This is a genomic window from Rhizobiaceae bacterium, from assembly GCA_023953835.1.
Taxonomy (GTDB): domain Bacteria; phylum Pseudomonadota; class Alphaproteobacteria; order Rhizobiales; family Rhizobiaceae; genus Mesorhizobium_G.
The window spans coordinates 78,646-93,193 of record JAMLJB010000001.1 but is presented as its reverse complement, the minus strand read 5'-3'; the positions used below and the strand labels follow the sequence as shown (position 1 = coordinate 93,193).

Here is a 14,548-nt window from a genome sequence, read left to right as displayed (position 1 = left end):
CCTGCCGGCACCTTCTCCCACAAGGGGAGAAGGCGGATATCACGAACGCCGGCACGAATCGCTGACGTTGCAGAACGAGCAAGACGTCGCGGCAGTTTTCCTTCTCGCCTTGCGGGAGAAGGTGGCGGTAGCCGGATGAGGGGTAGTCCCGCCGGAATATTCCTAGCCTGTCTCACCCTTTTCATACGACCTGAACCATTCGACGAAGTCGGCCATCCCGGCTTCGATGGAGGTTTTCGGCGAGAACCCCAAGTCCCGTTCGGCTAGCGAAATATCCGCATAGGTCACCGTCACGTCGCCCGGCGGCTTCGGCTTGAACTCGACCACCGCCTTGCGTCGCGCCGCACTCTCGATGGCGGCGATGAAGTCAGCCAGCTTGACCGGCTTGTTGTTGCCGAGATTATAGACGGGTTCGAGGGCAAGCGTGGCATCCGCTGCCCGGTCTGTCGCGCCAACCACGCCAGCGACGATATCGCTGACATGGGTGAAATCGCGCAGCATGTCGCCGTTGTTGAACACCGATATCGGTTCGCCCTTCAGGATGGCGTCGGTGAACAGCCACGGCGCCATGTCGGGCCGCCCGTACCGTCCGTAGACAGTGAAAAAGCGCAGGCCCGTGGATCGGATTCCGTAAAGCTCCTCATAGGCATGGGCCAGCATCTCGCCCGCGCGCTTGGTTGCAGCATAGACCGATATCGGCTTGTCCGCACGCGCACTCTCGGAAAAGGGCGTGCTCTCGCCCAGCCCATACACCGAAGACGAACTGGCATAGACGACAGTCGGGCGCTTGGGCAGCCTCGCCGCCAGTTCCATGATCGCCACCTGCCCAAGAACGTTGGAATGGACATAGGCGTAAGGGTTCTGCATCGAATAGCGGACACCCGCCTGTGCCGCGAGGTGCACGATAATGTCGACATCGTCGACATTTGCGCCGATGGCGTCGAACAGGTTGGGGGTTCCAATGTCGAGCCGAAGGAAACGGAAGCGTGGGTGCCGCTCGGCTATGGTCAGCCGGTCCTGCTTGAGGCTGACGGCATAATAGTCGTTAAGATTGTCGATCCCGACGACGGCATCACCGCGCTCCAGCAGGCGGATCGCGGTGTGATGACCAATGAAGCCGGCGGCTCCGGTGAGCAGGATCTTCATGCGCGTTCATTGGCACAGGCACGGCGCGCTGTCCAACATTTGCCTTGACGCCTGTGCGGCGCTGCGGCAGGTCGGGCACAATGCTATCGGGGATGCAAATATTGAAACTGACGCGTCTCGACAAATTGCGGCTGCGCCTCGTCGCACAGGATGCCTGCCTTGGCTGGGCATTCAGGGAAATCGAAGCCATGCCCGGCGTGGTATTCGAGTTGGGGCTGGGGCATGGTCGCACATATGACCATCTGCGCACCCACTTGCCCGACCGTGACATTTATGTGTTCGACCGGGAATTGGACTGCTTCGAAGATTGCACTCCTCCGGAAAACAGGATGATCGTCGGCGACATGCGCGACACGGTGCCCGCCGCGGCCGAACGTTTCGCGGGGCAGGTTGCGCTGCTGCACGCCGATACCGGGTCTTATGGCGACGAGCACAATAGCGCCATGCAGCAATTGCTGAGCGCTGCGGTCGCCCCGGCGCTGGCGCCCGGCGGGCTGCTGGTATCGGACTTGAATCTCGACGTTCCGGGAACACAGCCGGTTCCCCTGCCGCCAGGGGCGACAGAGGGAAGATATTTCATCTACCGCGCTCAGCGGTAGGGGTCGGCCGCGTCGCGCAACCCGTCGCCGAGGAAGTTGAAGGCGAGGATGACGAAGATCACCGGTATCATCGGGAAGAGCAGCCACGGATAAAAGGCAATGGTGCTGACGCTGCGCGCTTCGGTCAGCAGGATGCCCCAACTGGTGATTGGGGGCCGCAAACCGAGTCCGAGGAAGCTCAACGCCGTTTCGCCGAGGATCATGCCCGGAATTGAGATGGTCGCTGTGGCGATCAGGTGAGACATGAAGCCGGGAATGAGGTGTTTGCCGATGATCCGGCTTGTCTTCGCCCCCATCAACTGGGCGGCAAGCACATAGTCCTCCTCGCGCAGCGCGAGCAGCTTCGAGCGCACGGCGCGTGCAAGTCCGGTCCAATCCAGCAGGCCGAGAATGAGGGTAATGCCGAAATAGATCAGGATCGGGCTCCAGGTGACCGGCATGATGGCCGCAAGCGCCATCCAGAGCGGAATGCTGGGGATGGATTGAAGGACCTCGATGATGCGTTGGACGATCAGGTCGAAAATGCCGCCCTTGTAACCGGCCAGCCCACCGATGACGATGCCGAGCAGGAAGCTGAAGGCAATGCCGACAAGGCCGATCGTCAGCGATATGCGCGCTCCGTAGATGATGCGCGAGAGCACGTCTCGTCCCAGGCGGTCGGTCCCCAGCAGGAACATATTGCCGTTTTCCGCCGGGCAGACGAGATGGAGGTCACCCGGAATCAAGCCCCAGAAATAATACGGATCGCCGCGGCAGAAAAAGCGAATGGGCTGCACGTCGCTGGGATCGTCGCGATAGATGCGACGCAGGTTCTCTATGTCGAGCGTCATCTGCCGCCCGTAGACGAAAGGCCCGATGAAATTGCCGTTGTCGAACAGCCGGATGCGTTGCGGCGGCGAATAGATGTAATCCACGTTGCGCGTGTGCAGATTGTAGGGCGCAAGAAACTCGCAAAACAGGATCATCGTATAGAGGCAGAGCAGGAAGATGCCCGACCAAAGCGCCAGCTTGTGGCGTCGGAACTTCCACCACATGAGTTTGATCTGCGATGCCTGATAGACGCGTTCCTGCTCCGCTGTCATTGCTTCGACCGACATCGGATCGAATGGCGCGGTAGAGACGTAGTGCTTGAGCGGTGCGCCCGGCGCGGGAAGGGATGAATCCGTCATTTCGTGCTTCCGCCCTGCAAGCGTATCCGGGGATCGAGCAATGCCAGGGCGAGGTCGGAGATCAACACGCCGATGACTGTAAGGAATGCGAGGAACATCAGGAAGGACCCTGCAAGGTACATGTCCTGGCTTTGCAGGGCCTTTATGAGCATGGGTCCGGTCGTTTCAAGGGAAAGCACGATCGCCGTGATTTCCGCACCCGAGATGATCGCGGGAAGGATCGAACCGATGTCCGAGATGAAGAAGTTCAGCGACATGCGCAGCGGATATTTGATGAGCGTCCGGAAGGGGGAAAGACCCTTGGAGCGCGCCGTCACCACATATTGCTTCTGCAATTCGTCCAGCAGGTTGGCGCGCAGCCTTCGGATCATGCCCGCAGTCCCCGCCGTGCCCACGATGATGACCGGAATCCATAAGTGATCCATGATGGACCTGGCCTTCGCCCAGCTCATTGGCTGGCCGAGATATTGCAGGTCCATCAGGTGCCCGATTGAAACGCCGAACCAGATGTTGGCGAAATACATCAGGATCAACGCGAGCATGAAGTTCGGGATCGCGATGCCGAGAAGGCCGAGAAACGTCAGGCCGTAGTCGCCCCAGCTATATTGGTGGGTGGCGGAATAAATGCCGATCGGAAAGGCGATCAGCCAGGTGAAAAGGATCGTGACGAACGACACCAGCACGGTGAGCCACATGCGGTCGCCGACGACCTCCGTCACCGGCAACTGATATTCGAAAGAATAACCGAAATCGCCTTGCAGCATGCCACCGAGCCAATAGAAATATCGGATCACGGGCGGTTTGTCGAAATTGTACTCCTTGCGCAGGGTATCGAGATATTCCGTGTCGACGTCTTCGCCCTGCGCCTTGAGTTCTGCCGCATAGCTTTCGAAATAGTCGCCGGGCGGCAGTTCGATGATTGTGAACACCAGCGCGGAAATGATCAGCAATGTGGGGACCATCATTGCGATGCGCCAGACGATATAACGCAGCATGAGGAGCCCTATGCCTCCTGGTCGGAAAGCCAGAACGTGTCGGGCGACAGCGTTCCGAAATAGGCCGTGGGGTCGAATCCGAAGAAGGCTTCCTTGGGAAAGTTCTGGAGGCGCGCCGAACGAAGCACCGGCTGCGGCGTGGTGTTGACAAAGCCGATGGAAAACACCTGATCGGCGTAGAGCGCCAGGATGGACGCCCAAAGCCGTGCGCGTTCCTCGGTCTCAGTGGTCCTGCGCCAGCGCACAGCCAGATCCAGCAGGGTTTTGGCGGCGGGAAGATCCGGCGCCGTGCCGCGTTGGCCGCGTGACAGATAGTGCGCGCCCCAGACCGGCCATTGAAGCTGGTCGTCGGTCATTGGCGCGAACTGCCGCGGATTCATGTCGGCGTTGGGGATTCCGTTGTCGACGCCGGACCACATGGACATCATGATCTGGCCCGCCATGCCCCGGCTGCGGAACACGTCGCGCTGGGACGTTCGAATGAACAGCGCGATGCCTATCTTGCGCCAGTGGTCGGTGATCAGTTCGAGCACATCGGTTTCCTGCGTGCCTTCACCCGCCGTTTCGACCACGATCTGTGCGGGACGGCCATCCGGCAGAATACGAATCCCGTCGTCGTCGAATTCCGTCAGCCCGGCCTGAACAAGCAGTTCGTTGGCGAGGTCGGGATCATGCTGGCTCCATGCCTGCGCAAACTCCGGTCGAAACAGGGGGCTTGCCTGCAGCACGGTGTCCGAACTGACGTGGCCGAGACCGTAGAAGACCACCTTGTTGATCTCGTCACGATTGACGGCAATCGACAATGCGCGGCGCACTCTTACGTCGCGCAGCAACGGACCCCAGGCCGGATCGGCGGAGTTCATATTGGGAAGCAAAGCGAAACGCGAGCCGATGGTACGCTTCCACAAATGTACCTTTACCGGAAAACGCTTCTCAGCCTCTTTCAGGTAGGTGTAGTCGGCGAAGTCAATGCCGGTTCCCTGTAAATCAGAATCGCCCGCGCCGACCTTGGCCGGCAGGATCGCTGATGACGAAACGTTGAGGATGAAGCGGTCTATATATGGGAGCTGCAACCCGTTGGGATCGACACGATGGAAATAAGGGTTGCGCTCGAACACGAATTGCTCGGCCGGCGGCTCGGTGGTGTTTCGCCAAGGGTCCAGCATTGGCAGTTCCGGGTTCTCGGGTCGGTATGAACGAGCCATCTTGATATGCAGCGATGACCACCGCTTGGCGCGATAGGTCTTGAGCAATTCCTTGAGCTTGTCTGGCGACTGGTGCTTCTCGTGGAATTGTTTGAGATAGGCAGAAGGCTGCACGATCACCAAGGCTTGCGCGGCGGCCAGCGAGGGAAGAAAATCCGGGTTTGGAGCGTCCCAGCTGTATCGCACCGTGAGCGGATCGAGGATCTCGAATCTTGGTGTCTTGTCGTCAACCACCAGCGAGGTTGGCGGGCCGACCGGCGACAAATCCTCGTTCAGCCAGACATCTTCCAGCGCGTACCGGAAGTCTTCCGGCGTCAGCGGGCTGCCGTCAGACCATTTGTGCCCGTCCCGCAGGCGAAACGTGAATATGCGATCTTCCTCTTGCTCGAAGCTCTCAAGAATATCGGCATGAAGATTGAGGTCATTGTCATAGCCGACCAGTCGCGAATATCCGTTAATGGTCATGTAACGGATGTCTTTCTGGCTGCCGATCAGCATCCTGACCTGTCCGCCATATTTGCCGGGAGTGCGATCCAACGCGGCAAAATCCATCACGCGCGGCACTTTGGGAAGGCGCTCGGCCATCGGCGGCAGGGCGCCGGACTTCAGCTCTTCCGCGAATATCTCCGGCTCGTTCTCCGCCGCCAGAACGCGATGCGGGACGAGAGAAGCGGCTAATATGCCAAGGGCTGTGCGGCGATCCATCATGGGCGTAGCTCCCGTGCATCGACATTGCGGCGCGCCAGCACGAAATGGCCGTCGCCGAGGTCCGCAGGTGAAAGTCCATCCGCTGCATCGGCGCGAAACTGCGGCGCCCAACCCTTTTCCATTGTGCTGGTCGCGCGGATCTCGCCGAAATCCAGCGGTCGGTCGAGGTCCGGAAAGGGCACCGCCGCGAGCAGCGCGCGGGTATAGGGATGAATTGGCCTGCGCATCAGGATTTCACGCGGGGCAAGTTCGACGATGCGGCCCGCATACATGACCGCGATGCGATCGGCCATGTAATCCACCACCGCAAGGTTATGCGATATAAACAGATATGTTAGTCCAAGAGTCTTCTGCAAATCCTTGAGAAGATTCAATATTTGCGCCTGCACGGAGACGTCGAGCGCGGAGACCGGTTCATCGCAGACGACCAGGTCCGGCCCAAGTGCAATCGCACGAGCGATGCCGATGCGTTGGCGTTGACCGCCTGAGAAGCTGTGCGGATATCGCTTGATGTATCGCCGGTCGAGGCCAATTGCCTCCATCAGGGATTTCACCTTTTCGAGCCGTTGGCGCGCATCGCCGCGATTGTGAATTTCAAGCGGCTCGCTCAGTATGTTTTCAATCGTCATGCGCGGCGAAAGCGATGATACGGGGTCCTGGAACACCATCTGGATTTTGGTGCGGACCGTCCGCAGGTCTTCGCCTTGGGCGTTGAGAACATCGATAGGACCGTTCACGCCATTATAGACGACCGATCCGGCGTCCGGCGTCAGCGCGCGCATTATGATCTTGCTGACCGTCGTCTTGCCGCAACCGCTTTCGCCGACGAGACCAAGGCACTCGCCGCGCCTGATGTCGAAGCTGACCCCGTCAACGGCCTTGACCGGCGGTTCGCTTCCTTTGCCGAACCAGCCGGAACTGCGGGAAACGAAGGATTTCGAGAGGTCCCGAACCTCCAGCAGCGTATCGCTCCTGGCGCCTTCCTCCTTCTTGCGCCCCAACAAATGTTCAACGTTTACAGGGATTTCACGCAGCGCCTTCAGACGTTCGCCGGGCTTCATGTCGAAGTGCGGTACAGCAGCCATGAGCCCCTTGAGATAGGGATGCGTCGGATGGCGAAAGATTTCTTCGACCGGACCCGCTTCCATGACCTTGCCATGGTAGAGCACGACCACCTCGTCGGCGACATTCGCGACCACGCCGAGGTCGTGCGTGATGAGCAGCATCGCCATGTTGAGCTTCTGCTGCAGTTCGCGCAGCAATTGGAGAATTTGCGCCTGAATGGTGACGTCCAGCGCGGTGGTCGGTTCGTCCGCCACCAGCAGGGCAGGCCGGCATATCAGCGCCATCGCAATCATGGCCCGCTGGCGCAAACCTCCCGACAGTTCGAACGAGTACATGTCGTGCGCGCGCTTGGGATTTTTGAAGCCGACATGGCCAAGCATTTCCTCAGTGCGGGCGCGCCGCTCTGCCTTTGGCAGGTCGGTGTGGATTGCCAGAACTTCTCCGATCTGGTTACCGATTGTATGGAGCGGCGACAGTGAGGTCATCGGCTCCTGGAAAATCTTGGCGATACGGCTGCCGCGGATCGCGCGTATCTCTTCACCGTCCACCGGCAATTGCAGGATATCCACCGTCGTGCCCGGCTTCTCCGGGTCGGAAAACAGGATGCGGCCGGTGGTGCTTGCCGTGTGGGGAAGGATGCCGAGCACGGCCTGACTCGTGACTGACTTGCCCGAACCGGATTCTCCCACCAGGGCGGTAACCTTGCCGGGCAATACGCGCAGACTCGCGCTGCGAACGGCGTGAATCGGCCCACCCATCGTGGCAAATGATATGCCAAGATCCTCGATCCTCAGAAGATCGGTCGCATCGGCCATTCAATACCCCAACATTCGTGCAAACGCCTGTGCTGCGGGGCAGACTAACGAAAGGAATCGGGGATTCCTAGGTCCTCAACTGAACGTTGAGCGAGAGTTTCTAAAATTGTGGGCAGGTTCCACCGACAAGCACGTCGGCGCAATCCGGTGAACGCCTGAACTCGTCATAATAGACTGTCCAGTCCCCGGAATGGCCCGCACGGTAGGGACCGAACTTGAAATACTGGTTCTTGCCGAGGTCTTTGTCGCTGTGTCCGATCATCCCGGTGACGGTTACGATCGGCTTGCCGTTGGCGAAAAGTTCGATGCGCCCGTCGCCTTGCGGTCCGGGGCGCGAATAGATCACGAAGTCGATCCAGCCTGAATCCGGCGTGGGCAGTGGATTGTGCTGTGCGACCGTCATCTTGTCGGTGCAACCGTCATAGAGAGCGCCATCCTCGAACTTCCAGTTCGGATCGGCAGCCACGAGCGCGCGCATCTGGTTGGTGCCGGGTCGGAGCCAGACCGGCACGCCGTTCGGCGAACATGTGCCGGGGCCGGTGGGTTTGGCTCCGTCCAGACCGGGACGATAGTTGGTTTCGACTGTGACGTGGAGTCTTCCGTTCAACAGGCGCAGCGCCAGAAAGGGGCTGAAATCGCCATCCGCACCCGGGTCGATCTCCCGTTTCCACTGCGCAATGAGGTAGCGATGGTCGTCCATCGGAATGGGATCGGCGAGTTTTACCGCAAAGCCACGCCAAACACCCTGGTCGTAGGGCACCCTGAGATCGGTCTGTTCCCATATCTCGGCGCGCTCGCTGCATCTTTCATCTTCAACCGGGCACAAGGCGCGCACGCTGAGCTTCAGCGCGCCTTTGCCCTTGAACACCACGTCGTTCTGGAACTCGACCTTTCCCGCCTGTTGCTCGGAGTTTTCGCGATAGTATAGGCCGCCCTCCGGGGCGAAATCCGTGCCTTCGAATCCGTCGGTCAGCTTGGTGCTCTGTGCAGCCGCCGGCAGGACTACCAAGGCAGCAAGAGCCAGTGCCGGAAGGCCGGCGCAGAGCCGATGGATCATTGAGCTTCCCCTATATTGCCGTCCCCACAGGGTTGCGATGCAAAAGGATCAGGCGTTCAGCGTCCGACATGCGTTCGATGGGCTCGTATCCGAAGCCGTCTTCCGCAAAGTCCTCGATGCTTGCCGTTTCGGGCGTGAGGACGGTGACCTTGTTCCGGATTCCCGCGAGCTTTTCCCTGCCGAGCGTGCGCCAATTCTCTCCGCTGCAATAATTGGCAAATTCCTCGCTTGCGATCAATCGGTTCGGGTATTTCTTTGTCAGGCTTTGCAGGCGGTCGGCTTCATTCACCGCCGATCCAAAGACTGAGAAGGTCAGCCGATCCGATAGCCCGACATTGCCGAACATGACATTGCCGACATTAAGACCAATGCCGAAACCGATTTCGTGCTGCCCCTGTTCGCGCCGCTTCAGGTTCAGCGTGTCCATTCGCGCAGCAGCCTGGCGAGCCGCCGTCAATGCAGCGAGACACGCGGCTGTCGAAGGCTCGGCGTGCCTCTCGCAGGGAAAGAGCGCAAGAAAGCCGTCGCCCATGAAACTCAATATCTGGCCGTTGGCGCGGTGGAAGGGCGCGGCAATGGCGTCGAAGAACTGGTTGAGCGTATCGATATAGACTTCTCGGCCTGCCGTTTCGGCAAGCATTGTCGAGCCGCGCATGTCGGCGATTACCAATGCAGCGCGGATCGTGTCGCCTTCTCCGCGCTTGATTTTTCCGTTCAGGACACGCCTGCCGGCTTCGCCGCCCAGATAGGTGGACAGCATGTTGTCGGCGAGCTTGCTCAACACCGCCATCTTGCTCGCCATCGCCAGATGGTTTTGCAAACGAAGCAGTTCCGCGATCATCTCGTCGCTGAAGCCGGTCGGATGATCCGTCGCCCACGATCCGATCATGCCGCGATCCTCATTGCGATCGAATGCGTGACGGAAGGCGAGGTAGTCCGTCGCGCCCATCTCCTTGAGTTCCTCGAAGATCGGAAATTCGGTCGGGATGCCTGGTTCGATCCTGCGTCGCAAATGTTCGAGGTCGTTTGCGAAGAGGTAGTAGTAAGGGCTGAGCAGAAAGCGATCCGACTTGCCGTCGGGGCCTTTGCGGTATCCTTCTATCTCAAGGGGCTTGCCGCGCACCCAGGTATAGCCCAGCGCGTCGTACAGCGGATGCAGCATAGAAAAGCTCATATGCGCGCGAAGCAGCGGCATGCCTGCCGCGGCGAGCCGGTCACAGAAACCTCGAACGATGCTGTCGAGGTTGTCGCCGCGAAGGGCGGCGCGTGTGAGCCAATCGGATACGCGGTCGAGCATGATGCGTGAAACTTCGTTGGAGGAGGACATGATTTTCCTGCCGGGGATTTGAACTTGTACCCTAGGTAGGCAGCGGTCCGGCCAAGCTCAAGCAGCAGCCTTCGATTTCAGATTCATTGCTGCCATCGCATAGCCTCCGGCCCCGCCATCCACGAAATGGATGTGGTCGGGGGCAAGCGGTGTCGCGACGATGCAGGTCATCAGCGCGGTCTTCTGCCTGTGGATGCCATAGCGGCAGACGCCTTCGGCCTCTGCGCGCATGAGGCGCTGCTCGATCTTCGAGAGTGCCGCAGCATCGACATCTATCGTCATCTTCAGCCCGTCGTCGAACTTGCGGAAATCGGAATTGCTTGCGACGTCGCGCTTGTAGCGCGCGGCATTGAAACGGCCCAACGACCTGCCGGTCTTGTCCGAATAGATGTTCAGGGCGAGCTGGAACAAAATCCATAGCTTGGGAATCAATCGTCTGCCCCTTGGCGCAAGCGCCCGCGCTTCGATGTCGAGCCCGGCGGGAGGAAAGCTGTGACCGGGTCCTGATACCGGAACCGGGTGGCCGGCCCGGTCTTCGCCTGTAAGCTCGATCAGGTCGGCGACGAGGGTGGCGAAGCCCGGCAGGCTGTCTTCCCCATTCGGGACGGCAATCACGGAGACGATTTCGCCGTGGCGCGATTCGATAGGGTCCCAGCGGCAGGATAGCCCTGTCAGGTCCGGGCGCGTGCCGGGCGAAGCAGGCTGCACGCGATAGCGTCCGGCCTTCATCTCCGCTTCTCCCCAACTGACGCCGCCACCGGCGAACATGGCATATGTCACGTGCTCCGACACGCGAACGCGCGAAACACGCACATCCAGACCCTTTGCGCGGATGTCCCGCACCGGAACAAGCGCACCGCGCAGTTCGAGGTCCAGCTCTTCCGCGACCCAGGTCTGCACGGCAGCGAGGGCTTTCCGCGCGCCTTCGATACCTGGTTGGGGCAGTGCGACGACGGCACCGTCTCCGCCAAACGCAAAGGGCAGATCGCGTGCGCCCGTTCTGTTCAAAAGTGCGGATATGACGCTTGCGCCTGCCGTATTGACCGACTTGTAGCGTCCGGCGGCAATGGCCTGCGTTGAATTTACTATATCCGCCGTGGCAAGCGTCCAGTCGTCGGGCAGGGGCCTGTAGCGGGCAAAATCCGTCACGTCCTCAAACGCGGCAAAGACCGGCAGAGTGTCCAGAAAAGCCTTGTCCGCACTCACTATGTCCATGCCCATCTGAGTACCACAAGTTGAAGGGGCAGTCCCTGCCAATCGAATTTGACATGGTTGCCGTTTCGGACAATGTGCGGTCGCAATGCGCATCGCCTTTTACGCTCCTCTCAAGAGTCCGGATCATCCGGTGCCGTCCGGCGACCGCCAGATGGCGCGGCAACTCATGGAAGTCCTGAAATTGTGCGGCCATGAGGTTGAACTGGCGTCCGACCTTCGAGCTTTCTCATCGATGCCGGATGCGGCGCATTACGCGGCGCTGGCCATCAAGGCCGACCGCGAGGCGAACCGTCTTCGGACGCTCTGGGCGCGACAGGGCGCGCCGAATTTGTGGTTCACCTATCATCCCTACTACAAGGCGCCCGACCTGCTGGGTCCCGGCCTTTCGCGGGAGTTCGGACTACCTTATTTGACTGCCGAAGCCTCCTATTCGGTGCGCCGCAATGAGGGCGTCTGGAAGGAGACGCAGGGTTTCGTGGTGGATGCGGTGCGGCTGGCCGCCGCCAATCTTTGCTTCACCGGGCGCGACCGAAGCGGGCTGGAAATCGCGGATGCAACTGTGCGCCTTGTGAATTTTCCGCCATTCATCAAGCCGGTTCTGCTTGAGAAGAAGCCGCACAACGATGCGCCGCATCTCATCTGCGTGGCCATGATGCGAACGGGCGAAAAGCTGCAAAGCTACAGGATGCTAGCCGCCGCGCTGGTGCGGCTGGCCGACCGGCCATGGTCGCTCACGGTCGTGGGCAACGGCGGCGCGGAACGCGAGGTGCGCGCGGCGTTCGCGGCTATCGCGCCGGAGCGCATCGAATGGCTGGGGCAGGTCGAGCCGGCTGACGTTCCGGCCTTGCTCGCGCGCGCGGACATATTTGTCTGGCCGGGATTTGGCGAAGCCTATGGGCTCGCTTATCTTGAAGCGGGCGCGGCGGCGCTGCCGGTCGTGGCGCAGCGCATCGCAGGCGTGCCCGCGGCAGTGCTGGACGGCGAGAGCGCCTTGCTGACCGCGCCCGACGATGTGGATGCTCTTGCGCAGGCAGTCGCCCGGCTTCTGGAGGATGAGGGTTTGCGCCGGGCGATGGGTGAACGGGGAAGGGCATTCGTCACCGCCGAGCGTTCCTTTGACATCGCGGTGCGTCGCATGAACGCCATTCTCGCGGAGATCGCAGGTGCCTGAAGCGAACGCCATATGGCGGCCGCTGGTCGATGAGTTGGAGCGCCGTGCCCGCCCGGCCCGGTTCTGGTTGCGCGACGACGACGCCATTGAGCCGACGCCCGCGCTGGAGCGCCTGCTGACGTTTTGCGAGCGCACACATGTGCCATTGGTCCTGGCGGTCATTCCGCAGCCGACCGGACAGGCGCTTGCCGACCGACTTGAAACGACAAGGAACGCCAGCGTTGCTGTTCACGGATGGGCGCACCGCAATCACGCTGGCGCGAGCGAAAAGAAGCAGGAACTTGGACCGCATCGACCGCGCGCGGAAGTGCTCGGCGAACTGCGCGAAGGTCTGCTCAAGCTTAAAACGCTACACGGGCCACGCGCGCTTCCCATGCTCGTTCCGCCGTGGAATCGCATTGACTCCAATCTTCTGCCGCACCTGGCTCACATCGGCTTTGAAGCGCTTTCCGCATTCGGCCCCGCAAAGCCGGCACCGATCCGCACCATCAACAGCAATGTGGACCTGATCGACTGGCATGGCACGCGCGGCTGCCGCGAATATTCACTGCTTGTCGACGCCATCGTGGCGCAACTGCGCTTGCAAGAGCCGGTCGGCATTCTCGGCCATCATCTCGTGCATGACGAAGCGACGTGGCAATTCCTTGAAAAGCTCTTCGAGGTGACGCGACCTTTCGGTGTCGAATGGTTGCGGGGCGAAGATTTGCTCAAATGTCCAGAATAAGCCCGTCACTTGCGGCAAAGGCACCCTGAAACGCGGCCTTGGCGGCGCGTTCCTGCTCTGCGAGTTCTTCGTCCGTGCGGGCGGGATCGTGATGAAACAGGGCAAGGCGTCGTGTGCCTGCGGCCCGGCAAAGCTTTACGCCATGTTCCCAGGTCGAATGACCGAACCCCACCCGGTGCGGCATCTCCGCTTCCGTATAGGTGCAGTCGTAAATCGCAAGGTCAGCATCCTTCATCAATCCGAGAACCGCCGGATCGAGCTTTTCGCCGACATGCTCCGTGTCGCTTACATAGGCGACCACCTTTCCATTCCACTCGACCCGGTATCCGATGCAGCCGCCGGGATGATAGAGGCTTGCCGTGCGGATCGTGACGCCTGGCTGTGGCGTCAGCACGTCGCCGGAGCGGAAGTCGTTCCATTGGAATTTCGCGCGGCAGATGCCGATCTTTCCGGGAAACCACGGGGGCGTCATGAAGCCCTCGACCATTTCCTGCGTGCTCATCTTGCCCGCGAGATGTCCGGACCATGTGGTCAGCATCGTCTGACGGTCGTAGATCGGCGCAAAGAACGGAAAGCCGAGTATGTGGTCGTAGTGGCAATGGGTGAAGAACAGGTCCAGCTTGCCGATGCCTTCGCGGTGCAGCGCCTCACCGAGCGGGCGAATGCCGGAACCTGCGTCAAAGATAAGGAGATGGTTTCCGCACCGCATTTCAATGCATGCGGTGTTGCCGCCATACTGAAGAAAATCCGGGCCGGAAACGGGTACTGAACCACGCACACCCCAGAACTTCACTCGAAATGCGTCGGCAACCATTCGACCTCGACTTTCGCTCACGAGATCACCATAGAACGGCAATTCGGGAATGGCGAGACTGAGGGCGGCTGGCCAAAGGGTCAGTGATGGCTCGACCGCTCCTCGGCAAGCTCTGCGGTCGTGCTGGACAGCCGCATGGCAAGCACGCGGACAATCTCTATGGTCATTTCCGGAAACTCGCGCAGCATGCGCAGGAAATGGTCTTTCCTGATGCGCAACGTCTCGACCGGCCCTTTTGCGCGCACGGTCGCCGTTCGCGATACGTCGCACAGGATCGCGATTTCACCGACGATGGAATTGGGCTCGACATGCGCGACCGTGATCGGGCCGGTGTCTGACTCGACAATCACATCGGCCTCGCCCGATAGGATCACATAGGCGGCATCGCCCTCGTCGCCTTGCTTGAAAAGATCTTGCCCGTCGCGATATGAAACGCGATCCGAGGTGAAGGCCAAAAGCTTCAGCTTCGCCGGTTCAATTCCGGAGAAGAGCGGCACCTGCCGCAACATTCCGACCTCTTCTTTCAGCATCATGGCAG

Annotated in this window: 13 protein-coding genes; 3 read left to right on the top strand and 10 right to left on the bottom strand. The window is 60.4% G+C overall.

The features are described from left to right. Positions 1-162: 162 nt before the first annotated feature. Positions 163-1,146 carry an SDR family NAD(P)-dependent oxidoreductase gene (locus tag M9924_00460; protein ID MCO5062865.1) on the bottom strand — a complete coding sequence of 328 codons (984 nt, stop codon included), beginning with the start codon at positions 1,144-1,146 and terminating at the stop codon, positions 163-165. A 101-nt stretch (positions 1,147-1,247) separates the two neighbouring features. Between M9924_00460 and M9924_00455 the strand changes: the two genes are divergently transcribed. Beyond that, the gene (locus tag M9924_00455) at positions 1,248-1,745 is read left to right on the top strand and encodes a class I SAM-dependent methyltransferase (protein ID MCO5062864.1); all 498 of its coding nucleotides are present in this window, start codon (positions 1,248-1,250) and stop codon (positions 1,743-1,745) included. On the opposite strand, the gene M9924_00450 is transcribed toward M9924_00455, so the two are convergent. From M9924_00450 to M9924_00420, 7 genes are all read right to left on the bottom strand, one after another. Next, positions 1,736-2,914 (bottom strand): ABC transporter permease, encoded by a 1,179-nt coding sequence (locus tag M9924_00450; GenBank protein MCO5062863.1) that lies wholly within the window; start codon positions 2,912-2,914, stop codon positions 1,736-1,738. The genes M9924_00455 and M9924_00450 overlap by 10 nt on opposite strands. Continuing rightward, entirely contained in the window at positions 2,911-3,909 is a 999-nt protein-coding gene (locus M9924_00445) for an ABC transporter permease (GenBank protein MCO5062862.1), read from the bottom strand. Before M9924_00445 ends, M9924_00450 begins: the two co-directional genes overlap by 4 nt. An 8-nt stretch (positions 3,910-3,917) precedes the next feature. Then, positions 3,918-5,822, bottom strand: coding sequence for an ABC transporter substrate-binding protein (locus M9924_00440; GenBank protein ID MCO5062861.1), 1,905 nt, complete (start codon positions 5,820-5,822; stop codon positions 3,918-3,920). Then, entirely contained in the window at positions 5,819-7,702 is a 1,884-nt protein-coding gene (locus tag M9924_00435) for an ABC transporter ATP-binding protein (protein ID MCO5062860.1), read from the bottom strand. Before M9924_00435 ends, M9924_00440 begins: the two co-directional genes overlap by 4 nt. Before the next feature lie 100 nt (positions 7,703-7,802). Then, positions 7,803-8,759: a polysaccharide lyase gene (locus M9924_00430; GenBank protein MCO5062859.1), complete on the bottom strand. Its 957-nt coding sequence runs from the start codon at positions 8,757-8,759 to the stop codon at positions 7,803-7,805. Positions 8,760-8,769: 10 nt separating this feature from the next. Further along, on the bottom strand, positions 8,770-10,086 hold the full coding sequence (locus M9924_00425) for an adenylate/guanylate cyclase domain-containing protein (protein MCO5062858.1): 1,317 nt from the start codon (positions 10,084-10,086) through the stop codon (positions 8,770-8,772). Between the two features lie 57 nt (positions 10,087-10,143). Further along, positions 10,144-11,301: a DUF3095 domain-containing protein gene (locus M9924_00420; GenBank protein ID MCO5062857.1), complete on the bottom strand. Its 1,158-nt coding sequence runs from the start codon at positions 11,299-11,301 to the stop codon at positions 10,144-10,146. An 85-nt stretch (positions 11,302-11,386) separates the two neighbouring features. On the opposite strand from M9924_00420, the gene M9924_00415 reads away from it, so the two are divergent. Both M9924_00415 and M9924_00410 read left to right on the top strand, forming a co-directional pair. Continuing rightward, on the top strand, positions 11,387-12,472 hold the full coding sequence (locus tag M9924_00415; protein ID MCO5062856.1) for a glycosyltransferase family 4 protein: 1,086 nt from the start codon (positions 11,387-11,389) through the stop codon (positions 12,470-12,472). After that, a complete protein-coding gene (locus M9924_00410) occupies positions 12,465-13,196 on the top strand; it encodes a polysaccharide deacetylase family protein (GenBank protein ID MCO5062855.1) in 732 nt (243 codons plus the stop codon). Before M9924_00415 ends, M9924_00410 begins: the two co-directional genes overlap by 8 nt. On the opposite strand, the gene M9924_00405 is transcribed toward M9924_00410, so the two are convergent. After that, positions 13,180-14,010 carry an MBL fold metallo-hydrolase gene (locus tag M9924_00405; protein ID MCO5062854.1) on the bottom strand — a complete coding sequence of 277 codons (831 nt, stop codon included), beginning with the start codon at positions 14,008-14,010 and terminating at the stop codon, positions 13,180-13,182. The genes M9924_00410 and M9924_00405 overlap by 17 nt on opposite strands. Positions 14,011-14,090: 80 nt before the next feature. Next, positions 14,091-14,543 (bottom strand): cyclic nucleotide-binding domain-containing protein, encoded by a 453-nt coding sequence (locus M9924_00400; GenBank protein ID MCO5062853.1) that lies wholly within the window; start codon positions 14,541-14,543, stop codon positions 14,091-14,093. Between the last annotated feature and the right edge of the window lie 5 nt (positions 14,544-14,548).